The sequence below is a fragment of the Mycobacterium sp. 94-17 genome (assembly GCF_035617725.1).
GTDB lineage: Bacteria > Actinomycetota > Actinomycetes > Mycobacteriales > Mycobacteriaceae > Mycobacterium.
This window is the reverse complement of sequence record NZ_JAPIYN010000002.1, coordinates 25,721-48,298: the sequence shown is the minus strand read 5'-3', so window position 1 is coordinate 48,298 and position 22,578 is coordinate 25,721. Positions and strand designations below refer to the sequence as shown.

Annotated in this window: 20 protein-coding genes and 1 tRNA gene; 10 read left to right on the top strand and 11 right to left on the bottom strand. The window is 66.4% G+C overall.

Translation table 11 applies throughout. The features are described 5' to 3' along the window. Nucleotides 1-2 precede the first annotated feature (2 nt). The 3 genes from OQ789_RS03100 to OQ789_RS03090 all read right to left on the bottom strand — a co-directional run bounded on the left by OQ789_RS03100 (nt 3) and on the right by OQ789_RS03090 (nt 3,498). Nucleotides 3-788: a hypothetical protein gene (locus OQ789_RS03100; RefSeq protein ID WP_420716034.1), complete on the bottom strand. Its 786-nt coding sequence runs from the start codon at nt 786-788 to the stop codon at nt 3-5. 41 nt (nt 789-829) lie between these two features. Beyond that, the gene (locus OQ789_RS03095; RefSeq protein ID WP_324683435.1) at nt 830-3,160 is read right to left on the bottom strand and encodes a hypothetical protein; all 2,331 of its coding nucleotides are present in this window, start codon (nt 3,158-3,160) and stop codon (nt 830-832) included. 254 nt (nt 3,161-3,414) lie between these two features. Next, nucleotides 3,415-3,498, bottom strand: a tRNA-Tyr gene (locus OQ789_RS03090). 67 nt (nt 3,499-3,565) lie between these two features. Here OQ789_RS03090 and OQ789_RS03085 point away from each other — a divergent pair. Next, complete coding sequence (locus tag OQ789_RS03085; protein ID WP_324683433.1) at nt 3,566-4,057, top strand: YajQ family cyclic di-GMP-binding protein; 492 nt, start codon at nt 3,566-3,568, stop codon at nt 4,055-4,057. Nucleotides 4,058-4,152: 95 nt separating this feature from the next. Beyond that, nucleotides 4,153-5,664: an NAD(P)/FAD-dependent oxidoreductase gene (locus OQ789_RS03080; RefSeq protein WP_324683431.1), complete on the top strand. Its 1,512-nt coding sequence runs from the start codon at nt 4,153-4,155 to the stop codon at nt 5,662-5,664. Here the strand turns inward: OQ789_RS03080 and OQ789_RS03075 are convergent. Together OQ789_RS03075 and OQ789_RS03070 are read right to left on the bottom strand one after the other, a co-directional pair. Beyond that, nucleotides 5,661-6,839 carry a PPE family protein gene (locus OQ789_RS03075; RefSeq protein ID WP_324683430.1) on the bottom strand — a complete coding sequence of 393 codons (1,179 nt, stop codon included), beginning with the start codon at nt 6,837-6,839 and terminating at the stop codon, nt 5,661-5,663. The genes OQ789_RS03080 and OQ789_RS03075 overlap by 4 nt on opposite strands. Before the next feature lie 13 nt (nt 6,840-6,852). Further along, complete coding sequence (locus OQ789_RS03070) at nt 6,853-7,155, bottom strand: PE family protein (protein WP_324683429.1); 303 nt, start codon at nt 7,153-7,155, stop codon at nt 6,853-6,855. Nucleotides 7,156-7,653: 498 nt separating this feature from the next. Between OQ789_RS03070 and OQ789_RS03065 the strand changes: the two genes are divergently transcribed. Together OQ789_RS03065 and OQ789_RS03060 are read left to right on the top strand one after the other, a co-directional pair. Beyond that, on the top strand, nt 7,654-8,679 hold the full coding sequence (locus OQ789_RS03065) for an NAD(P)H-dependent glycerol-3-phosphate dehydrogenase (protein WP_324683428.1): 1,026 nt from the start codon (nt 7,654-7,656) through the stop codon (nt 8,677-8,679). A 239-nt stretch (nt 8,680-8,918) separates the two neighbouring features. Further along, nucleotides 8,919-10,466, top strand: coding sequence for a SulP family inorganic anion transporter (locus OQ789_RS03060; protein ID WP_324683427.1), 1,548 nt, complete (start codon nt 8,919-8,921; stop codon nt 10,464-10,466). Nucleotides 10,467-10,616: 150 nt separating this feature from the next. Here OQ789_RS03060 and htpX read toward each other — a convergent pair whose 3' ends face one another. Both htpX and grcC1 read right to left on the bottom strand, forming a co-directional pair. Next, the gene (htpX, locus tag OQ789_RS03055; protein ID WP_324683426.1) at nt 10,617-11,480 is read right to left on the bottom strand and encodes a zinc metalloprotease HtpX; all 864 of its coding nucleotides are present in this window, start codon (nt 11,478-11,480) and stop codon (nt 10,617-10,619) included. A gap of 102 nt (nt 11,481-11,582) precedes the next feature. After that, nucleotides 11,583-12,590 carry a nonaprenyl/(2E,6E)-farnesyl/geranylgeranyl diphosphat synthase gene (grcC1, locus tag OQ789_RS03050; RefSeq protein ID WP_324683424.1) on the bottom strand — a complete coding sequence of 336 codons (1,008 nt, stop codon included), beginning with the start codon at nt 12,588-12,590 and terminating at the stop codon, nt 11,583-11,585. A 22-nt stretch (nt 12,591-12,612) separates the two neighbouring features. On the opposite strand from grcC1, the gene menJ reads away from it, so the two are divergent. Together menJ and OQ789_RS03040 are read left to right on the top strand one after the other, a co-directional pair. Further along, nucleotides 12,613-13,851 carry a menaquinone reductase gene (gene menJ, locus OQ789_RS03045; protein ID WP_324683422.1) on the top strand — a complete coding sequence of 413 codons (1,239 nt, stop codon included), beginning with the start codon at nt 12,613-12,615 and terminating at the stop codon, nt 13,849-13,851. Between the two features lie 111 nt (nt 13,852-13,962). Continuing rightward, complete coding sequence (locus OQ789_RS03040) at nt 13,963-14,370, top strand: DUF732 domain-containing protein (RefSeq protein ID WP_324683421.1); 408 nt, start codon at nt 13,963-13,965, stop codon at nt 14,368-14,370. On the opposite strand, the gene OQ789_RS03035 is transcribed toward OQ789_RS03040, so the two are convergent. Then, a complete protein-coding gene (locus OQ789_RS03035; protein WP_324683419.1) occupies nt 14,371-15,060 on the bottom strand; it encodes a demethylmenaquinone methyltransferase in 690 nt (229 codons plus the stop codon). Between the two features lie 205 nt (nt 15,061-15,265). Then, nucleotides 15,266-15,718 carry a VOC family protein gene (locus OQ789_RS03030; RefSeq protein WP_324683418.1) on the bottom strand — a complete coding sequence of 151 codons (453 nt, stop codon included), beginning with the start codon at nt 15,716-15,718 and terminating at the stop codon, nt 15,266-15,268. Nucleotides 15,719-16,555: 837 nt separating this feature from the next. Between OQ789_RS03030 and OQ789_RS03025 the strand changes: the two genes are divergently transcribed. From OQ789_RS03025 to OQ789_RS03010, 4 genes are all read left to right on the top strand, one after another. Then, a complete protein-coding gene (locus tag OQ789_RS03025) occupies nt 16,556-16,924 on the top strand; it encodes a hypothetical protein (protein WP_324683416.1) in 369 nt (122 codons plus the stop codon). A gap of 223 nt (nt 16,925-17,147) precedes the next feature. Beyond that, on the top strand, nt 17,148-18,932 hold the full coding sequence (locus OQ789_RS03020; protein WP_324683414.1) for an NAD(P)/FAD-dependent oxidoreductase: 1,785 nt from the start codon (nt 17,148-17,150) through the stop codon (nt 18,930-18,932). Further along, nucleotides 18,929-20,515: an SDR family oxidoreductase gene (locus OQ789_RS03015; protein WP_324683412.1), complete on the top strand. Its 1,587-nt coding sequence runs from the start codon at nt 18,929-18,931 to the stop codon at nt 20,513-20,515. Before OQ789_RS03020 ends, OQ789_RS03015 begins: the two co-directional genes overlap by 4 nt. Next, nucleotides 20,512-21,381 (top strand): amidohydrolase family protein, encoded by an 870-nt coding sequence (locus OQ789_RS03010; protein WP_324683410.1) that lies wholly within the window; start codon nt 20,512-20,514, stop codon nt 21,379-21,381. Before OQ789_RS03015 ends, OQ789_RS03010 begins: the two co-directional genes overlap by 4 nt. Before the next feature lie 9 nt (nt 21,382-21,390). Here OQ789_RS03010 and OQ789_RS03005 read toward each other — a convergent pair whose 3' ends face one another. Together OQ789_RS03005 and OQ789_RS03000 are read right to left on the bottom strand one after the other, a co-directional pair. After that, complete coding sequence (locus OQ789_RS03005) at nt 21,391-22,128, bottom strand: SDR family oxidoreductase (RefSeq protein WP_324683408.1); 738 nt, start codon at nt 22,126-22,128, stop codon at nt 21,391-21,393. After that, on the bottom strand, nt 22,125-22,571 hold the full coding sequence (locus tag OQ789_RS03000; RefSeq protein WP_324683407.1) for a VOC family protein: 447 nt from the start codon (nt 22,569-22,571) through the stop codon (nt 22,125-22,127). The genes OQ789_RS03005 and OQ789_RS03000 overlap by 4 nt, the downstream gene beginning before the upstream one ends. Nucleotides 22,572-22,578 lie beyond the last annotated feature (7 nt).

Here is a 22,578-nt window from a genome sequence, read left to right as displayed (position 1 = left end):
GGTCATGATGCCCCGCTGGGGGCGGGCCATCCCGGAGATGGCGGTTGGGTGGGAAAGTCGGCGCGCGGATATTCGCCCCCACGTTGCAGATCGGGGTGTTGGGGCGCCTTCGCGAGGCATGTGTTTCTGTCTTCGACCGCGTTCGGCCACTCGTCGCCGACTCCGGACCGGGCGAAGTAACCGCCCTGATGGCTGGTGATCCTCCACGCGTTGAAAGCGTCGACGGACGGTGTGCGGGCGGGCCCGCGCTGGGCGGGTAATTGTGGTCGAGGCTCGGCGGGAGCCGTCAGCGTGATCCGCATGGGGTCGATGCCTGAATATGGCGGCGGCTGACCGATATTGGGCGCATAACCGTTGCGGGCTCGTTGGGCTGATCCGAATGTGTACTCGCAGACCACCACCGTCACGTCCGGGCCGGAGGTTGTCACAGACGAGATGTGCGCGTGGTCGGTGCCCACCCAGGGTGTCTTTGCCGGATTGTCGGTCTTGGGCCACAGAAACTGCGTGCCGGTGGGATGGTCGATGGACTGGTTGGGATCGACGGACTGCTGGAATCCGGGATAGAGGTACTTGCTGTCACCCATGACGGAAGCGAGCAGGTAGGACTCGGTGTAGGCGCGCACGGGCACCGCGGGCCCGGTGGTGACGTCGATGCCGGGATCAGCCGTCCAGACCATGGTGAAATCGCTGAGGGCCGCCGGCCAGCCGGGAGGCGCCGGCGACGGCGGGGAACCGTCGCCACGGTGTGCGCCCGGGCCGCATCCGGCCATCGAGAACACGGCGAACATCGCGCACGCTGCGACACCGCAGAACCTGCCTGGAGTATTGGTCACTTCGGTTGTCCTTGGTCCGCGTGAGGAACGCCGACGACGTTGTCGTAGCGGATCGTCATCCACTCATCCGGCGACATTTTTTCGTCGGGCGGTAACGCGAGCGCGTGCGACAAAGCCGGGCCGATCACGCCGTCGTACTGACTGGCAGTGAGCCCAGGGAATTTCGCCCGCACTTCGTCGAGGGTCGCGAGCCGCCCGTGCGGGTGTTGGTCGTCGTAGACGACGTACCCGTCGGGCAGCGTGACGTTGTGCCCCGCCCCCAACATCGCGTTGGTCATTCCCTGGCCTGCGACTCCGATGTCCATCGGTTGGATGGGGTTCTCCCCCGGCGCGCTCGGCGCGGGCCCGAGGATGCTGTTCTCGAGGCCGTGTCCGAGAACGTTGAGCGCGGGGCTGGCCACGGTACCCACGCCCGGCGGTAGCCCGGCCACTGTGGTCAGGCCAGTCAGCCCGGCCTCATACGCTTGTTTCTTCAAGTCATATTCGGATAACTGTTGGTGATATCCGTTCACCTCGTTGGCGTGATACGCATTGTGAGTTCCGACGTCGACCAGCCCCTTCAGCGTCGCGGCGTCGTAAAGCTGTGGATCGTAACCCGAATGGGTCGGCTCGCTGCCGAAAGCGGCTTCGTGCGCGACGGCGTGCGCATAGGCCTGGCCATTGAAATATTGGCCGGCACCCTGGTCGCTGTCGATGACCGAGAAGACGCCTTTCGCGATGGGCAGCGCGCCCGACCGAATATCGCCCTCGCTGTCGAGGGAGTCGCCGAATCCCGGCAGCCCACCGGTCGCACCGGCGATGTTGTCGACGTAAGGCCCCAATCCATGGGCCATGCCCTGCACCAGGTTCGGATTGACTTGTCCCAGGGTGTGATTGCCGGGAAGGCTCAACAGCTCCTTTTGGTGACCCCCGATGTAGGAGCTGTAGGCGTGCGCGGTTTCACCGGCGATCCGTGCCTCGGGCCCCTGGGCCGCGTCCCCGGTCCAGGAAAACAACGCGCTCACCGCCTGGCCGTGGTCCTGCCAGTAATGGTGTGTGAGGTTCTGCAGGAACCGGTCGTGGTCGCCCGTGGTCATGGCGTCGTGCACGACCTGGTGATCGGGCGACACCGCCGACAGGACGTTGGAAACCGTTGGATCGATGCTGGGCTTGAGATCGCCGGGCTGGCCTTCGCCGGCACGCCAGAACGCGTTGTTCATCAGGACCGATGCCTGTTTCATCATTCCCCGGTCCAAGTCGGTGTTGGCCTGAAAGCGTCGGTCCCCGTCTTTGACGATGCCCGCGAGCTGGTTCATCTGGCGGATATCCGGCCAATGAGCGCTCAGCAGCCGCTGAACGCTGTCGGGCAGCGAGGTGGTGCCACCTTTGACGGTGTCGGATCCCTGGTTGGCGCCGATCGTCAACGGGGTCTTGGGGAAGGTGAGATTCGGGTTGCCCATGAGCTGCAGGGAATTGGCGATCATGCCTTTCTGGTCGCCGAGGCGCTGCTCTGCGGTGCTGAGCGCATCGACGCTCATGCCGTGCTCCTGGGCCTGCAGCTGGCTCACCACCGAAGCCTGCTCCGCGTTCAACGGGACCCTTCCGGCCAGTTGGTCGGGTGTGATCGAGCCGAGCACTCCGTTGACCCGGGCGGCGGCGCCTTTGTCGCCGGCGAGGGCGGCCTTCACATCCTGCTGGGCAGACTCGGGCGTCTCGGGCTCGTGCGCGTCGACACCGAACACACGTGCCGGGTCGTACCCGTCGTCCGCCAGATTCTTCTGCGCCTGATGCAGCGATTTCGCGTAGTCATTGCGGATGGTGTGCAGCTGAGTGAGAGCATCTCTGGTGTCGTTGACCGCAGCCCCTTTGAGCAGCCTGATTATCGCCTGCAACTCGTGCTGGCTCTCCGCATCGGGGTGGTCCCGCAGATCCTGCTCCGCCAAGTCGATCAGGTGATCGAGCTGCTCCAACTGGGCTTCCAATTGGGCGATCTCTTGATTTCCGGCCTTTTGCGCGTCGGCCAGCGCGGCCGCGATGTTTTCCAGGTCAGCACCGATCTTCGGCAGCTTCTCGGACTGCGCGCCAAGCGATTTGGCGGTGCGCTGCACCTCCTCGGAGTCGTTGATCGGGCTGGCGCCGTCCTGATGGTTCCAGGCGGCGTCGAAGCGTTGCCGCGCCTGCTCGAAGGCATGGTCGGCCTCGGCGGTGTGGCGGCCCGCGCCGTAGAAGGCCTTGGCAAGGTTGGAGATCTGGCCCGGCTGGCCGGCTTGCAGGGTCCGGTTGACCTCCCACGGATCGCCGCCGGCCCCGGCAACGAGCTCGCCGATGGTGAGATGCTTCAGCCGCACCGCATCTCCCCTCCGTCGCCCGGGAAAAAGATTACCGCGCAACCTTGCCGTCCCCAGCCCTCCGCGAGGGGGCCGACGTCACGGTGACGCAGAAACTTCTCGGGCACAAATCAGCGGTGCTCGCGCGGAACAGCTACGGCCAGCCGTTTCCGGATGACCTCCACGCCGTCGCCGACGGCGTCGACACTGCCGCGCGCGCTCGGGGCCCTTAACGGAGGTGGTCACAACGAAGAGCGCCTGACCTGGAAAAACTTTGGTGGCAGGTACTGGATTCGAACCAGTGAAGCTTTCGCGACGGATTTACAGTCCGCTCCCATTGGCCGCTCGGGCAACCTGCCGCCAGACAGGTTACAACGAGCGAGTAGACAAAGCACAAACGCCTAACCGAGTGAAGGGACGGAATGCATGGCGGATTCATCGTTCGACATCGTCAGCAAAGTGGATCGCCAAGAGGTCGACAACGCGCTCAACCAGGCCGCCAAGGAGTTGTCCACCCGGTTCGACTTCCGCGGCACCGACACCACAATCGCCTGGAAGGGCGACGAGGCCATCGAGCTGACGTCGTCCACCGAGGAACGCGTCAAGGCGGCGGTCGACGTCTTCAAGGAGAAGCTGATCCGGCGTGACATCTCGATGAAGGCCTTCGACGCCGGTGAACCGCAGGCCTCCGGCAAGACCTACAAGATCAGCGGCTCACTCAAGCAGGGCATCAGCAGCGAGAACGCCAAGAAGATCACCAAGCTGATCCGTGACGATGGCCCCAAGGCCGTCAAAACCCAGATCCAGGGCGACGAGATCCGGGTCACCAGCAAAAAGCGTGACGATCTGCAAGCCGTCATCGCGATGCTCAAACAGGCCGACCTGGACGTGGCGCTGCAGTTCGTCAACTACCGCTGACGGGCGGTCCGCACGGCCCGCCGCGAGCTACTGGCCCGACCAACCGGTGGGTCTCTAGGCTTGTGATGGGTCCCACAATTCGAGCGAGGTTCACGATGACGGTGACGCCCAAGGAAGCCGCCGACAGCGGCGCCACTGACGCCGGATACTCCGACGTGATCATCGTCGGGGCCGGCATCTCCGGCATCGACGCGGCCTACCGGATCACCGAGCGCAATCCGCACCTGACGTACACCATCCTGGAGCGCCGCGCGCAGATCGGCGGGACATGGGACCTGTTCCGCTATCCCGGTGTGCGCTCGGACAGCAGCATCTTCACGCTGTCTTTCCCGTTCGAGCCGTGGACCCGCAGAGAGGGCGTCGCGGACGGCGTGCACATCCGCGAGTACCTGGCGGCCACGGCACGCAAGTACGGCATCGACCGGCACATCCGGTTCAGCAGCTACGTGCGCTCGGCCAACTGGGACTCCGCCACCGACACCTGGACGGTCACCGTCGAGCAGGACGGCGCGCGCACGCTGTACCGCGGTCGCTTCCTGTTCTTCGCCAGCGGCTACTACAACTACGACGAGGGCTACACCCCCGACTTCCACGGCATCGACCAGTTCCAGGGCACCGTGGTGCACCCGCAGCACTGGCCCGAGGACCTCGACTACTCCGGCAAGAAGGTAGTGGTGATCGGCAGCGGGGCGACCGCGATCACGCTCCTGCCGTCGCTGTCGGAACGCGCTGCGAAAGTGACCATGCTGCAGCGCTCGCCGACCTATCTCATCTCGGCGTCCAAGTACGGCAACGTCGCCGCCATCGCGCGAAAACTGTTGCCCCGCAAGCCCGCTCATCTCGTCATTCGCATGTACAACGCCCTGACCGAGGCGGTGTTCTTCGCCTTGTCCCGCAAGGCGCCGGGGCTGGTGCGGTCGCTGTTGCGGCGCAAGGCGATCAACAGCCTGCCCCCCGGCTACGACGTCGACACCCACTTCAAGCCGCGTTACAACCCGTGGGACCAGCGGATGTGCCTGATCCCCGATGCCGATCTGTATGACGCCATCGCCGCGGGAGGCGCCGAGGTGGTCACCGATCACATCGACCATTTCGACGCCGCGGGTATCGCGCTGCAATCCGGCGGGCACCTCGACGCCGACATCATCGTCACCGCCACCGGCCTGCAGCTGCAGGCGCTGGGTGGGGCCGCGATCAGCCTGGACGGCAACGAGATCAAGCCCAGCGACCGGTTCGTCTACAAGGCGCACATGCTCGAGGACGTGCCGAACCTGTTCTGGTGCGTGGGCTACACCAACGCGTCGTGGACGCTGCGCGCCGACATCACCGCCCGGGCAACGGCAAAACTGGTGGCGCACATGGCCTCGCACGGCTACACCCACGCCGCCCCGCATCGCGGCGACGAGCCGATGGCCGAGAAACCATCGTGGGACATCAACGCCGGCTACGTGCTGCGCTCGGTGCACGCGCTGCCCAAGTCGGGCACCAAGCGCCCGTGGAATGTGCGCCAGAACTATCTGGCCGACGCCCTCGACTACCGGTTCGACCGCGTCGAGGAGGCGATGGTGTTCGGTCGGGTCGATGACCGGGCGTCGCTGGCCGGTTAGCCCGCCGCCGGCGGTCGGGCCATCACCGACGGTTTGAACCCGTAGGCCGGCATGTTGCGCCAGCCCGCCTGCCCGGCCATCGGGCCGAACGGCGTCATCGGCACCGGGTGCAGCCCGTCCGCGCCGGGCGGTACGGCGGCCGTCGCGCTCGTCAGTGTCGCGACCCCCGGGTTGGTGACGGCGGTGACCGGAGCCCAGCCGGGCGGCACGGACAGCGCACCCAAAGGGATAGCACGCCCGACACCCGCGGCCACCGGCGCGGCGTTGCCCAGACCGGCTCCCGCCGCACCCAGCGCCTTGGCGCCGTTTCCCGCCGCCTGGGCCGCCGACGACGCCGCGGGCGCCAGGGACCTTCCGAATGTGCTCATGGCCGTGATCCCGTTGCTGATCTGCCCGAAGGACTGCGCCGTCTGGACGCTGACCTGGCCGGACGAGACATACGGCACAACGTATTTCGAGTACATCGAGGCCATGTCGTCCAAGGGGGTGTTCTCCGCGATCCATTCGTCGATCGGCTTGAGGTCGCCGGGGGTGGGCTGAGCCAGGGTCCGCAGGTTCTCCGAAGCCTCAGGGGTCGCCGCCGCGTCTCGGGTGCCCGAGTTGCCAACGGCTTTGGCCACCGCGGCGTCCTGCTCGCCCTGCGCGCCGGGGTTGGTCACGTCCCGCACCTCGTCGAAGTCGGCCAATCGCGTCGCCGATGCCGAGGACCCCGCGTAGCCATACATGGCCGCCGCGTCCTGCGCCCACATCTCGAAGTACGTCGCCTCGACGGTGGCAATGGCAGCCGTGTTCTGCCCCAACACATTTGACGCAATCAGCGCGGCCAGCAGCGCACGGTTGGCCGCGATCTCCGGCGGGGGCACCGTCAGCGCGAACGCCGTCTCGTATGCCGCCGCGGCCATCGTCGCCTGACTACAGGCCAGTTCGGCGTTGCCGGCGCTGGATTGCAGCCACGCCACACACGGGGTGGCGGCCGCGGCCAGAGCAAGTGCCGACGGACCCAACCAGGGTCCACCGGTCAGTGCGGAGATCACGGACCGAAAAGAGGAAGCGCTGCCGTGCAGCTCCGCCGCCAGCTCGTCCCAGCCCGCGGCGGCGGCCAGCAACGAGCCCGCGCCCGGGCCCGCATACAGGCGCCCCGAGTTGATCTCCGGCGGCAACAGCGCGTAGTCCACCCGCGTCGCCGTTCTAGAGCGCCGACGCCGTGGCGTTCGCCACCTCGGTGGCCGCGTAGCTGCCCGCGCTCTGCGCCAGGGTGGCCGCCAGCAGCTCGTGCACCGCGAGGGCCCGGGCGGCCAGCGCCTGAAACCGCGCCGCGTGGGCGGCGAACTGTGCCGCCGTCAACGCGGACACCTCGTCGGCGGCGGCCGGCACGACGGCCGTCGTCGGGATGGCCGCGGCGGCATTGCCGACCCTGAGCGCCAGGGTGATCGACTGCAGATTGCTCGCCGTCGCGGACAGCTTGTCCGGATGAACAGTTACGAAAGACATCGCGTTTTCCCTTTCAGCAAATCATGTGTTCGGATGCCGCGAAACGCTAAACGAGGTTTGGCGAATTCGGCGTCGTCGATTCATTCGAACGGCCCCTGATCTCGGCATTTCGGCAACACTCATGCTGATTTTTAGCCGCGTTCCGTTTCGGGGTGCCTATTCGCCGGGACGCCGAGCGAGCAGGTCATCAACAGCATTGAGGCGGTTGGCTTTTCGCGCCGGGGCGGCGGGTGCGCTCGACAATCCGAGTGGGCCGGGACGGCTTGTTCAGTCCACGGCGATTGATCCCGCGCGAAGGTTATGAATTCGTCATGCACTTTGACCGCGCGCGGCAATAATTGCCGTTGCCGGCTAATCGAACACAAATGTCGTCGGGGCTAAATATGAATTCGGTATGGAAAGCCGCATCCACGACGCCGGGGGGCACGCGGTGTGACACCCAGATCCGGCTCGGTGAACTGCTACAAAATCGCAGGTGTCCGCAATACGCTGATCGCCATGGCATCTGAGAAGCGCGAACCCCGTGTCGTTGTCCTCGGTGGCGGTTCCTGGGGCACCACCGTGGCCTCCATCTGCGCGCGTCGCGGCCCGACGCTGCAGTGGGTGCGCTCCGAGGCGACCGCCTCCGACATCAACGACAACCACCGCAACAGCCGCTATCTCGGCAACGACGTCGTGCTGAGCGACACCCTGCGCGCCACCACCGACTTCGCCGAGGCGGCGAATTCGGCGGACGTCGTCGTCATGGGCGTTCCCTCGCACGGCTTCCGGGGGGTGCTGAGCAAGCTGGCCAAGGAGTTGCGGCCATGGGTGCCGGTGGTGTCGCTGGTCAAGGGCCTCGAGCAGGGCACCAACATGCGGATGTCGCAGATCATCGAGGAGACACTGCCCGGCCACCCCGCCGGCATCCTGGCCGGGCCGAACATCGCGCGCGAGGTCGGCGAGGGCTACGCCGCGGCGGCGGTGCTGGCGATGCCCGACCAGCATCTGGCGACCCGGCTCTCGGGCCTGTTCCGCACGCGGCGCTTCCGCGTGTACACCACCGATGACGTCATCGGGGTGGAGATGGCCGGGGCGTTGAAGAACGTCTACGCCATCTCCGTCGGGATGGGCTACTCGCTGGGCATCGGGGAGAACACCCGCGCGCTGGTGATCGCCCGGGCGCTGCGCGAGATGACCAAGCTGGGCGTCGCCCTGGGCGGCAATCCCGACACCTTCCCCGGGCTGGCGGGCCTGGGCGACCTGATCGTCACGTGTACCAGCCAGCGCAGCCGCAACCGGCACGTCGGGGAACAACTGGGCGCGGGCAAGCCGATCGACGAGATCATCGCCTCGATGAACCAGGTCGCCGAGGGCGTCAAGGCGGCCAGCGTGATCATGGAGTTCGCCGACGAATTCGGCCTGACCATGCCGATAGCCCGAGAGGTCGACGCTGTGATCAACCACGGCTCGTCCGTCGAGGAGGCCTATCGCGGCCTGATCGCCGAGACGCCCGGCCACGAGGTGTACGGCTCCGGCTTCTGAACTGGCCATTTGGGGCCGGTAATTCAAATCTTTGCGTTCTCTATGGGCCCCGCCCGTCGGCTTGACCGCTTTTTGCCAGCAAAATACCGTCGATCCAGGCGGCCAGGATTTCTGGTGCGATCCTGCGAGCCGGGTCGGTTGTAATCGGCTGTACGCCAGCGCGTTACGAAGAGGTAATGAGCGCACGATGGGGCGGATATCGGGACACCCCCGCTAACACCTACCGAGGGACGCGACCGATGCATAACGTTGAGGGACCGGGTGAGAAGACCCGGGCACAAGGGCACGAACCCCGTATCGATCGGTTGCGCAGCGTCATCCGGCACGACCTGCCGGCCTCACTCGTGGTTTTCCTGGTCGCACTCCCCTTGTCGCTGGGCATCGCCATCGCGTCGGGCGCCCCGGTGCTCGCCGGCCTCATCGCCGCGATCGTCGGCGGAATCCTCGTCGGCGCGCTGGGCGGATCCCCGCTGCAGGTCAGTGGACCCGCTGCCGGGCTGACAGTGGTTGTCGCAGACCTGGTTTCCGATTTCGGCTGGGGCGTCACCTGCTTGATCACCGTTGCCGCCGGAGCGGTGCAGGTGCTGCTGGGGCTCAGCCGTGTCGCACGCGCCGCCCTGGCGATCTCACCGGTCGTCGTGCACGCGATGCTGGCCGGTATCGGTATCACGATCGCGCTGCAGCAGGCGCACGTGCTGCTGGGCGGAAAATCCAAGAGCACGGCCTGGAATAACCTCATCGGACTGCCCGGCCAGATCGTCGGCGCGCACCGCCCCGGGGTGATCCTGGGGGTACTGGTGATCGTCATCCTGGTGGCCTGGCGCTGGGTTCCGGCCCAGGTGCGCCGCGTTCCGGGCCCCCTGGTCGCCATCTTGGCGGTGACGGTGATCTCGGTGGTGTTCGGATTCCGCGTGCGCCGGATCGACCTCGAGGGCTCACCGCTGGACGCGCTGCGGTTGCCCGAGCTGCCCCACGGCAACTGGGGCGCGATCGCGATCGGTGTGATCACGGTGGCGCTCATCGCCAGCGTCGAGAGCCTGTTGTCGGCGGTGTCGGTCGACCGGATGCACAACGGGCCCCGCACCGACTTCAACCGCGAACTGGTGGGGCAGGGGGCCGCCAACATCGTGTCGGGCGCCGTCGGTGGGCTCCCGGTCACCGGGGTGATCGTTCGCAGCTCGACAAATGTCATGGCGGGGGCCAGATCCCGCGCCTCGGCGATAATGCACGGGGTCTGGATCCTGTTGTTCACCATCCCGTTCGCCGGGCTGGTCGAGGAGATCCCCACCGCCGCCCTCGCCGGGCTGCTCATCGTCATCGGGGTTCAGCTGCTCAAACCGGCTCACATCGAAACTGCGATGAAGCACGGTGACCTCGCGGTGTACGTGGTCACGGCAGTTAGCGTCGTCTTCCTCAACCTGCTGCACGGCGTCATGATCGGGCTCGCGCTGGCCATCGCGCTGACCGGCTGGCGGGTGATCCGGGCCAAAATCGAAGCCACGCAGGTGGACGATGAATGGCGGGTGGGTATCGAGGGCGCCGCGTGCACCTTCCTGGCGCTGCCCAGGCTGACCCGAGTACTGGCCTCGGTTCCGCAGGGGGCGACGGTGACGGTGGCCATTGCCGTCCATTACCTCGATCACGCCGCCCACCAGACGATCACCGACTGGCAGCACCAGCACGAGGCGAGGGGTGGGACGGTGCGTATCGAGGGCGTGATCGAGGCGGGTCAGCGCGACAGGCACGAACCGCTGGTCGATGCCGAAAGGCCCGAAGCCGCGGCCTGATCCGATCGCTCTCGAACGCGGCGGCTCTGGAGACCAATGTGACTGCACCGAAAGCGATAGCGCATGCGCTATCGCTTTTCAGCAGTCGCTGATGGCCCGGACAGAGCGCCCCACAAGGGCGCCCCACGAGAGCGTCCCCACAACAGTCGCCTAACGGCCGGCCATTTCCTCCAGCCGCCGGATACGGTCCTCCATCGGCGGGTGCGTCGAAAACAGCGCGCCGATCCGCTCGCCCGCCCGGAACGGGTTGGCGATCATCAGGTGCGCCTGGCTGGCCAGCTTGGGCTCCGGCGGCAGCGGTGCCGCCTGGACGCCGCCGGAAATCTTGCGCAGTGCCGATGCCAGCGCCAGCGGGTCGCCCGTCAGCACCGCACCCGATTCGTCCGCCTGGTATTCGCGTGACCGCGACACCGCCAACCGCACCACCGTGGCGGCGATGGGGCCCAGCAACGAAACCAGCAGCAGCGCAAAGGGATTCTCGCCGTCGCGGTCGTTACCGCCGAACATGCCCGCGAACATGGCCATGTTGGCCAGCGCGGTGATCACCGACGCCAGCGCGCCCGCGATGCACGAGATCAGGATGTCGCGGTTGTAGACGTGGGACAGCTCGTGGCCCAGCACGGCGCGCAACTCACGCTCGGTGAGGATGTCCAGGATGCCGGTGGTACAGCAGACCGCGGCGTTGCGCGGGTTGCGGCCCGTGGCGAACGCGTTGGGCGCATTGGTGTCGCTGATGTACAGCCGGGGCATCGGCTGGTGCGCGGCGGTGGCCAGCTCGCGCACGATCCGATAGATCGCCGGCGCCTGCACCTCCGAGACCGGTTGCGCGTGCATCGCCCGCAGCGCCAGCTTGTCGCTGTTGTAGTACGTGTAGACGTTCATGCCGATGGCGAACAGCACCGCCAAAAACATCGCGGTCCTGCCGAACAAAGAGCCGACGAACACGATCAACGCGGACATGCCAACCAGCAACGCGAACGTCTTGAACGTGTTGTGATGCGGATGCCAGGTCATCGGTGTCCTCCTCGGAACACTCGGGGGCGTGCGTTATTGCCGATTACAGCTCATTGAACGCCCGAGAAGGCCCTCTTGGTTCCGCAAACCGTTGCGGCGACGCTAGCCGTGCCGGCTGATCGTGTAGTCGACCAGCGTCTGCAGCGCATGGCGGCCCGGCACGTCCGGCAGCAGGGCCAGCTCCGCGCGGGCCTGCTCCGCGTACTCCTGCAGCGACTGTTTGGCCTTGTCCATGCCCGGCGACGCCCGCAGCAGCGTCAGCGCCTCGGCCACCGCGTCGTCGTCTTCGATGGGTCCCACCAGCAACTCGCGCAGCCGCGCAGCCTCCGGACCGGGCTCGCGCAGCGCGTAAACCATCGGCAGGGTGTGCACGCCCTCACGCACGTCGGTGCCGGGCAGCTTGCCGGACTCGTGGGAGTCACTGTCGATGTCGATGATGTCGTCGGAGATCTGGAACGCGGTGCCTACGATGCCGCCCAGCCGGCTCAGGCGCTCCACCTGGTCGGCGTCGGCGCCGGAGAACATTGCACCGAACCGGCCCGCCGCGGCGATCAGGCACGCGGTCTTCTCGTACACCACCTTCAGGTAGTGCTCGATCGGGTCGGATCCCTCGACGAATCCGCGCGTCTCGCGCATCTGACCCGTCACCAACTGGGCGAACGTCTCGGCGATCAGCCGCACCGCCTCCGGCCCGAGCCGGGAGACCAACCGCGAGGCCGTGGCGAACAGGTAGTCCCCCGCCAGGATCGCGACGTTGTTGCTCCAGCGCACGTTGGCGGTGGGCGTGCCGCGGCGAACCTCGGCCTCGTCCATCACGTCGTCGTGGTACAGCGTGGCCAGGTGCACCAGCTCGATGACGGCACCGGCGATGGTCACCTCCGCGCTGTCCGGGTTGGGCCCGATCTGCGCCGACAGCACGGCGAACAGCGGCCGGAACCGCTTGCCGCCGGCCTTGAACAGGTGCGTCAGCGACTCGGTCATGATGTCGTCGGCGCTGCCCAGTTCGGTGTCCATGAGCTGCTCGATGCGCCCCACCCCATCCCGTACGGTCGCCGCGAAAGCGGGGTCGCCGAAGTCGACGCCCGCCACCACCGTCACCGGAGTACTCACGGGACCAAACATACTGGTGTGCATGAACACGGCAGTGACCCGCGCCCAGGTGGTGGTCGTGGGCGCAGGACCCGCCGGTTCGGCGGCGGCGGCCTGGGCCGCACGCGCGGGCAATGACGTGCTGGTGATCGATTCGGCGAGCTTCCCCCGCGACAAGGCCTGCGGTGACGGGCTGACCCCGCGCGCGGTCGCCGAGCTGGAACGGCTCGGGCTGCGCGACTGGCTGGACACCCGCATCCGGCATCGCGGGTTGCGGATGAGCGGCTTCGGCGGCGAGGTGGAAGTCGACTGGCCCGGCCCGTCGTTCCCGTCGACCGGCAGCGCGGTGGCCCGTTTCGAGCTGGACGACCGGGTCCGCAAAGTCGCCGAAGATTCCGGGGCGCGGATGCTGCTCGGAACCAAGGCCGTTGCCGCCCAACATGATTCATCGGGCCGGGTGACGTCGGTGACCTTGGCCGACGGCACCGAGGTGGGCTGCCGACAGTTGATCGTCGCCGACGGTGCCCGTTCGCCGATGGGCCGCAAGCTGGGCCGGCGCTGGCATCAGGAGACCGTGTACGGCGTCGCCGCCCGCGGCTACCTGCGCACGGCGCGGGCCGACGATCCCTGGCTGACGTCCCACCTGGAACTGCGTTCCCCCGACGGCTCCAAGGACAAAGTGCTGCCCGGCTACGGCTGGATCTTCCCCCTCGGCAACGGCGAGGTGAACATCGGCGTCGGGGCGTTGTCGACGTCCAAACGACCCGCCGAGCTGGCGCTGCGGCCGCTGATCGACTACTACACCGACCTGCGCCGCGACGAATGGGGCTTCACCGGCCGGCCGCGGGCGGTGGCCTCGGCCCTGCTGCCGATGGGCGGCGCCGTGTCCGGGGTGGCCGGCGCCAACTGGATGCTGATCGGCGACGCCGCGGCGTGTGTGAACCCACTCAACGGCGAGGGCATCGACTACGGGCTCGAGACCGGACGGCTGGCCGCGGCGCTGCTGGAGTGTCCCGACCTGTCGCAGGTGTGGCCGTCGCTGCTGCTGCAGCACTACGGCCGGGGCTTCTCGGTGGCGCGCAGGCTGGCGCTGCTGCTGACGTTTCAGCGCTTTCTGCCGTCGACCGGACCGCTCGCGATGCGCTCGTCGACGTTGATGACCATCGCCGTGCGGGTGATGGCCAATCTGGTCACCGACGACGACGCGGACTGGGTGGCGCGCGCGTGGCGGGGCGGCGGGCGGCTGTCACGGCTGCTCGACCGCCGAACGCCGTTCCACTGACCGGTGCCCACATCGCCGCTGGTGGGCGGGCCCCGGCTGCGGCTGCGGGGCCTGAAATCGGCCATCGGGTTTCGTCCGCGCGCCGGTAGCGGGACGTGTATAGTCCCGCTAATGAAGGGAACGAGCCTGGCTACTATCGGAGCCGCCGCCGCCGTCGCATTCGCCGCGCTGGCGGTGCCGGCCCAGCTCTCCGCACCGGCGCAGGCGGATCCGCCGCCGACGGCGCCGTACCCCACCCCGCGGACGCCGTCGCCCCCGAGCGACTACGACGCGCCGTTCAAGAACACCGTCAACGGCTTCGGCATTTACCAGCCGCAGGACCAGTTGGCGTGGCTGGGCAAGATCACCTGCGACCGGCTGGGTCGCGGCGTGGACCACGACGCCCACCAGTCCGCGACGTTCATCCAGCGCAATCTGCCGCGGGGCACCACGGAGGGACAGTCGCTGCAGTTCCTCGGCGCCGCGGTCGACCACTACTGCCCGGACCAGGTCGGCGTGGTCCAGTCGGCCGGCCGCTAGCTATACGGGCTTGTAGCCGGCGTGTAAGGCGACGATGCCGCCGGTCAGGTTGCGCCAGCGCACCCCGGACCATCCGGCCTCGGTGATCTGCCGCGCCAGCTCCGCCTGAGCGGGCCACGCCCTGATCGATTCCGCGAGGTAGACGTACGCGTCGGGATTGCTGGACACCGTCCGCGCCACCCGCGGCAGCGCCCGCATCAAGTACTCCTTGTAGACCGTGGCGAACAGCGCATTGCTGGGCGTGGAGAACTCGCATACCACCAACCGGCCGCCGGGCCGCGTGACGCGGGCCATCTCGCGCAACCCGGCCTGGGGGTCGACGACGTTGCGCAGCCCGAAACTGATTGTCACGGCATCGAATGCGTCGTCGCCGAACGGCAGCCTGGTGGCATCACCGGCGACCTTCGGAACGTCGCGCGCGGCGCCCGCCGCCAGCATGCCGACCGAGAAGTCGGTGGCCACACACCACGCCCCCGACTTCTTAAGCTCCACGGTGGACACGGCAGTGCCCGCCGCGAGGTCCAACACCTTGTCCCCCGGCCCGACGGCGAGCGCCGACCGGGTGGCTTTGCGCCAGTACCGATCCTGACCCATCGACAGAACGGTGTTGGTCAGGTCGTACCGGCGTGCGACACCGTCGAACATCGACGCGACATCCCGGGGATCCTTATCCAGTTCCGCGCGACTCACGAGAGAGACGCTACCCGTAGGGAACTACCCGAAGCGATCAGCGTGGCAACTCCGCTTCGGGCAAAACTTGGGTTCATCAGCGGAACACCGCGCGGCATTGTTGCCGTATAAGCGATCGCGGCGCCGCAATTTCCCATGAGCCCTCACTCGGTCAAACGGGAGGCCTGATCGTCTCCTTCTGGGTGCACGCCATAGGTTTCGAACTTCACGGCCGTGGCGGCAGAACCGCCAACCAACCGTCGGCCAACAGTTCCAGCAGTTGGCCGTCGGGATCGCGGATCATGGCCGACTGGGCGCTTGCCGTCTCGCGCACAATCGATCCCCCCAGTTCCTCGACCCTCTCCAGAATCGCGGCCAGATCCGAGACGGAGAACGAAAGATGAGTGAGACCAGTATGATCCATTTCACGTCTGCCGCCGGCCCGCGTCTGCCGCTCGGAGTAAGCGAGCAGCTCAAGAACCAGACCATCTCGCACGAGGTACGCGGCGTGCAGGCCAATCGGGGCGTCCAGCTGTAGCAGCTTGGCGGTGGCGTCCTCGGGTGGATCGATGGCCCACCAAAATTGGAAGCCGAGCAGTTCCTCGTAGAACCGGCGCGATTTTTCACAGTCGCTGACGCAGAGTCCGACGTGATTGAAAACTGTTGACTCGACCGACATTTGAACCTCTCAAACCGTGCTGTTGATGATGCCGATCAAAGTCGGCGCCGATGGCTCCGTTGTTCACTAGAGCGAGACGATGGCTTCCGACGCGGACCCTAAGCGCCGATAGGTTCTCCGTTGGCTATCAAACCCCCGTCGGTCCGGGGGCGCCGCCCGGGCCAGTTGCAACCGCGGCACGACTGACGTTTGTCCTCGCAAATGTAACACGACGCGCCAGTCGCAGCGGCCCAATGGTTCCGTCCGCCTAGTGCCAGCCTGGGGACGACGATTTGCAGTCACGCCAGGTTCCGAGTGGTAGTCGACTGCTATCTGCGGGATCTCGTACCGAAATTCGGCCGTGCCGCTGCACCTCGGTGAGCGATGTCCCGTCGTCTACACCAGCCCGCAAGTGCAGCCCGCACGTGCAGTGGTGCCGTTACATTTGGACTCTTCCGTGTCACGCTATGGTATGACAGAAGGGTATGACAGAAGCCAGGCACGCAGTCCGGCCAGTGCATATCCTTTGGAGGTGGCGTAGTGCGGTTGGATCGCCCATCCCCCCGGACGGCCTCGCAACAAGCGGGACGCCTCTCGTTGACATCGGCCGGAATGCGTGACCATGCTCAGTCGCACGTCGCTGCCCCCGCCCGGACCAACATCAGTCCGCGCAGCCCAATGCTGCGATCGGTCGCGCCCCAGATTCGTTATACGGTCACCGTCATCACCGATGATCCGGCTGACGCGGCGCGGTGTGCGGGCGGTTGGATCAGCGATCGGGTGCGAGCGGGGTGGCATGCGTCGGCGCTGATCCCTGCTGACCGCGACGCGACTCCGCTGCGAATCCTCGGAGTCGCAGTGGAACCGTATGAGCCCGACGCGGATCTGGTGCTGCCGAAGCCCCTGCCGGCAACGCTCGCGTTTCGGGCACCCGTCGCACACCTACCAGACAAGCTCGCCGCCCTGATTGACATGCTGCTGAATCGACAGGATACCGAGATCGCCGTCTGGGGCGACGGACCGGTTGAGTGTTCGCGACCCCTCGACACCGTGCAACATCGGATCGGTCACGCGGCACAAGCGTTCAAAGCGCAAGCTCTGCGCGCGGCGGGGCTTTCCCCCACCGCCGTACACACCGAGGTGTTCCGGGGTTGTACACCGTGGTATCGGCTTGATAGCGGAGCCGACTTCGAGCCCATCGCTGCCGACGATGCTGCTGCTCGTTGATCGAACTCGGACGCGTCGACATCCGAACTGCATGCCTCGAACATGCGGGTCATGGCTGGGAAGCAGCGCCGGAGGCTCGGGCTAAGTCGAGCCTCTGTTCAAATGTCCGCTCACTCGATGACCACCTGGGAAGCCTGCCCCATGCCCCTCTTGCAAGACTCGATACGTGACATTCAGCGGCGACTTTGTAACATTGGCCATGATGTATCCGGAAGGGAGTGCCATGGCCTTCGATCCCGAAGTCGTGCACGCGAAATACCTTGCTGAGCGCGATAAACGTCTTGTTCCCGGCCGCACCGCCCTCCGCGATCTGACCAGCGACGAGTACCTTGCCGGGTATCGAGTCGACCCCTTCGCGCCTTACACACCGCGTGATCCTGTTATCGACGACCCTGACGTGGTGATCGTCGGTGGTGGCATCGCCGGTCTGCTCGCCGGCGCCCACCTGCGCAAGGCGGGCGTCGAGCGCATCCGGATCGTCGACCACGCCGGCGGCATCGGGGGCACGTGGTATTGGAACCGCTATCCCGGTGTGATGTGCGATGTCGAGTCCTACCAATACCTTCCGATGCTCGAGGAACTCGACTACGTACCGACTCGCCGCTACGCCTTCGGCGAGGAGATCCGCAAACACCTTGAAGCGATCGCCGACCGTTTCGACTTGGTGTCCGGGGCGCTGTTCCACACCGGGGTAACCCGTGCGGTGTGGGATGACGACACCAACCGGTGGACCGTCCACACCGACCAGGGTGACAAGCTCAACTGCCGTTACTACGTGCTTGCGGTGGGGATCCTCAATTTGATGAAGTTGCCGGCGATCCCGGGGATGGACAGTTTCGAGGGGCCGGCCTTTCACACCGCGCGATGGAACTACGGCTATACAGGTGGCGGCCCCGGAACACGACTGACCAATTTGCGTGACAAGGTCGTGGCACTGGTCGGAACGGGCGCCAGTGGCTTGCAGTGTCTGCCGCCGCTCGCGGAGGCAGCCAAGCGCGTCTACGTCTTTCAACGCACCCCATCGGCGATCGGAGTTCGAGGCAATCGACCCACCGACCCGCTTTTCGCGGACAGCCTGGGGCCGGGTTGGCAGAAAGCCCGGATGGACAACTTCCAATCGATCATGTTGGGCCGGCCGGTCGACGACGACCTCACCGACGATGGCTGGACCCACCACTACGCCGCGGTCCAAAACCCGCCTCGCCGCCCGGGTGCCAGCGTTGAGGAATACATCCGGGAAGCCGAGGAACTCGACTTCGGGATCATGGAGCAGCACCGAGAGCGAATCGACCAACTCGTGACCAACCCTGATGTTGCGTCCGCACTCAAGCCGTATTACCGCTATCTGTGTAAGCGACCGTGCTTTCACGACGAGTATTACGACGCCTTCAACCGGCCCAACGTCACACTCATCGACTGCCCGGCAGGCATCGAGCGGATTACCGAGCAGGGCCCAGAGGTCGGCGGGCAACAGTACTCGGTCGACTCCATCGTCTACGCCACCGGCTTCGAAGGTGAGCTCACGCCGCTGCAGCGCCGTGCGGGTCACGAGATCGTCGGCAGAGGTGGAATTACCCTCGCGCAGAAGTGGGCTGACGGCGCAGCCAGCCTATTCGGCATGATGAGCCACGGTTTTCCCAACATGTTCGTGATGCCGGCACCTGGGCAACAAGCCGTCGTCACCGTCAACTACACCCAGATCGCAGTCCAGGGAGCCGAATTCATCGCCGGGGCGGTACACCTGCTCACTCAAAAGGGCACCACCGCGTTCGACGTCAATGCCGACGCCGAAGCCGACTGGATCCAACAGATTGTCGACACTTACGTCGACCCGAGCGCTGTCATGGCGGCGTGCACACCGTCGCGCCTGAACAACGAAGGCGATCCCGGCGGGCTAAGAGCGCGCGACACCAACTTCGGCCGGGGTTTCGGCGACTACTTCGCGTACCGCGAACTGCTCGAGAAATGGTTGGCGGCCGGCGATCTGAACGGTTTGGACTTGCGGTGAACGACGACCGGCAGCGCGTAGCCGTCGTGACGGGAGGAGGCGGCGGAATCGGTGCGGCGATCGCCGAATCTTTAGGCAACACAGGCATTTACGTCGTCACCGTTGACCCGCTTGTCTCCGTTGACGGCGCCGAGCGACTGCCGCTGCCCGAGGAAACGACCGCCGGCCGCATCACCGCCGCCGGCGGTGCGGCGCGTGCGTCCGCGGTGTCGGTCACTGACGCCTCGGGGCTGCTGCAACTCTTCGAAGATCTCGACCGCGAATTCGGCGGTGTGGACGCCGTGATCAATGTCGCCGGCATCACGCGGCCGACCGGTTTCGCCACCGGAACAGACGAGGACTGGCGAAGTGTGTTGTCGGTGCATCTCGACGGTTACCGCAACGTTCTCAATGCGGCCTTGCCGCTGATGGCAGCGCGCGGGCGAGGTCACATCCTCGGGGTTACCTCCGGTTCGGGGTGGCGATCGGCTGATGCCGGCGCCTACGGCTGCGCCAAACGCGCTGTCGCAGCGCTGACTTGGCAGTTGAGCCGCCACGCCCCGGCCGGGGTGGTCATCAACGCCATTTCACCGATCGCCGCGACGCGGATGGTCGCTGCAGCGCTCAGCCGTGCCAAGAGCGCAACCGACTCAGCCACGGGCGGGCTGTCGCTGGGTTCCATGCCCGCGCCCGAGGACTTGGGACCGCTGGGCGCGCATCTGGTTTCCGACACCTTCATGGCCTGCGTCGGGCGGGTTTTGTTTGTGGGCGGGTCAGAGGTCGCTGTCATCGATGAGCCCCGACTCATCGAAGTGGTGCGCAGCGACGATGTGCCATCGCAGACGCACGTGATAGAGGCCGCGACGCGTATTGCTTTGGCGAACGCCGAAGTCAGCCAGGTCAGCGGCGGCGGTAGCAACGCCCGCTTCGGTTCGACGTTTGACATGCCACTCGCCGAAGAACTCCCGGATCCCGCCGCCCGGTCGTGCGCCGTCATCGCCGACGACGCCGACGTGGCGGCGGCGTTCGCCGCCGCTCTGCATTCGCGTGGAGTGACAACACATCAGATCACGAACCCCGCAGAATTGACGAACATCGATACTCTCGACGCGGTGGTGATCGCCCTCGCGGAATCGCCGGAAGCGGCGGGACCGGCCGAGGAGTGGGAGCGCATTCTCGGCGAACACGATGGCATCAGTGAGCAGATATGCGCCGACGCTACTTGGGTCCGGGCGGTCGCCAACCTCGCCGCAGCGACTAACCGCTGCACGCGCCTGGTGACCGTCACCGCGGCCACCACCGCCGGTGGCCGAAGCCGGGCACAAGCCGCGGCGCAACTGGCCCGCGCCGGCCGCAAGGCTACTCGTGATCTGGTGCTGCCCTTTGCCATCAGCGCCGAAAGCAGTGATCCGCCAACCGAACTCGTTGCTCACCTCGTGTGCAGCACAAAAGCGGGCGGCCTCACAGGGGCTGAACTGGTCGCGGGTGACGGATGGTTCGGTCTGCGCAGCCACCCGCGACCGCTTGGCAGCATCAGCTACGGCGGACCGGAAGTGCCGCGCTGGTTCGACGCCACTTTGCGAGAGATTGTGCAATCGCGATGACATCGAAGCCCGGTCGCATCATCGACGCCCATGTTCACTTGTGGGACCCGGCCCGGATCGACTGGTACCCATACCTTTCGGCGGATGGAGACCAGCTGAACATGGGCGACGTGTCCGCGATGTCGCGCCGATTCGACGTAGCCACCTACCTAGCTGAGAGCGATGGTTGGAACGTCGAAAAAATGGTCAACGTCGCCGCTGCCACCGGACAGTACTCGATCGCGGAGACTCTCGAACTCGATGAACGCGCCGATGCCGACGGCCAGCCCGACGCGATCATTGGAGGCCTGACACCCACTGACTCGACGTCCGAGGCGGTCTCGCTGATCGAACGGCAGATGGCGGCGACCCGTTTTCGGGGCGTGCGGCCGATGGGCGCCTTCGACGGACCGCTACCGTCCGCGGAGGTGCTGCGGGCCCTGCAGGAACGCGACTTGGTATTCGAGATGATGACCCACCCGGACCAGTTGGTCGCGGCCGCCCGGACACTGCACGATCACGGTGACCTGGTGGTGGTCGTCGAGCATGCCGGCTGGCCCAGAAGCTCCGGCGACGAAGAGCGTGCCTTGTGGCGCAACGGAATCGATGCGCTCGCCGACCTCGGTGACAACGTTGTGTGCAAGCTGTCCGGCCTGGCCATGCCGCTCAAGTCCGTGGCCGCCGATGCGCTGGCTCCGTGGCTCGAGTACGCCATCGAGGCCTTCGGCGTCGACCGCTGCATGTTCGCCAGCAACTTCCCGGTCGACGGATTACACGGTAGCTTCGACGATCTCTACGCCAGCTACTCCTGCGTCACCGCCGGGCTCGACGACTTGGACCACGATAAATTGTTCGCGGCCAATGCCGAGCGCATTTACCGTCTGTAGCCCGGCGGGCTACGCCTTAGGATGACCCGATGTCACGCGTTGCACCTGCCCGAACGCGTCGATAGGACTGTGTAGCGCCAGGCCGCCGTCGGCCAACACCGTCTGTCCCGTGACCCATCGCATGCCGAGAACCGCCACCACTGCCTCGGCCACGTCGTCAGCCTCGCCGAGCCGGCCCAGCGCCGTCCGCTCGGTCAGGCCCTCGACCCACCCGGGGAGTTGTTCGGGTTTGGCCAGCATGGGTGTCCGCGTGACCCCCGGACCAACCGCGTTGACCCGGATGCCGTAAGTCCCCCACTCGGCTGCCGCCACTCGCACCAACATGTCGACACCGGCCTTCGATACGCAGTAGGCGCCCATGTCGCGGTCGGCGACTGTGCCGCTGATGCTGGAAACCGCCACGATCGAACCCTCGACGGAGGCGCCCACCATGGCTTGAGCCACGGCACGCATTGTCAGCCAGGTGCCGGTCAGATTGATGCCGAGAATGCGCTGCCAGTCCGAAGGCGACTGTTCCAGCAACATCCCGGTCGCTCCCACCCCGGCACACGCCACCAACTTGTCGGGCACGCCATGCTCTGCGATCGTGTGCTCGGTCGCCGCCGTGACCGCATCCGGATCGCTGATGTCGCAACAGATATCGCCGCCACGGAGATCCCAGGACACCACGGGCTCGCCCGCATCGCGGAGTCTGCACACAACGGCCGCCCCGATGCCCGAGCCGCCGCCGGTGACGATCGCGGTCACGCGGGCGCCCCGACGAGTTCGACCCGCACACCGTCGGGAGCGGTGATAACCGCCATCTGCACTGTTTTGCCGGCGGGCGCGCGGACGGCGATCCGGCGCACTCCGTCGTTGAACCCGAGGGTTGCGAGGTTCGCGAGTGTGGGCTCCACCTCACGCTGCAACGACAGCAGGAAAAACCCTGTTCTCGGAGCCGAACCTGCTTTCATTGGATCCTCCACTACTTCGGCATCCTCGAATACGACGAGTTCCACCACGCCCGCGTCACGCGATCTCGGGTCCCCCAAGAAGACCGACCGCAGCACGTCTGTCGTCGCGTCGAACAGCGTCGGCCAATCTCCGGTGAACGTGTGATCCATCAGTTCGGCCAGGCCCAGGCCGTCACGCCAGAACCGCAGAGAGCGAGCGAGATTCGACGTGACGATCGCGGCATGGTGGACGGTCATGGAAGTT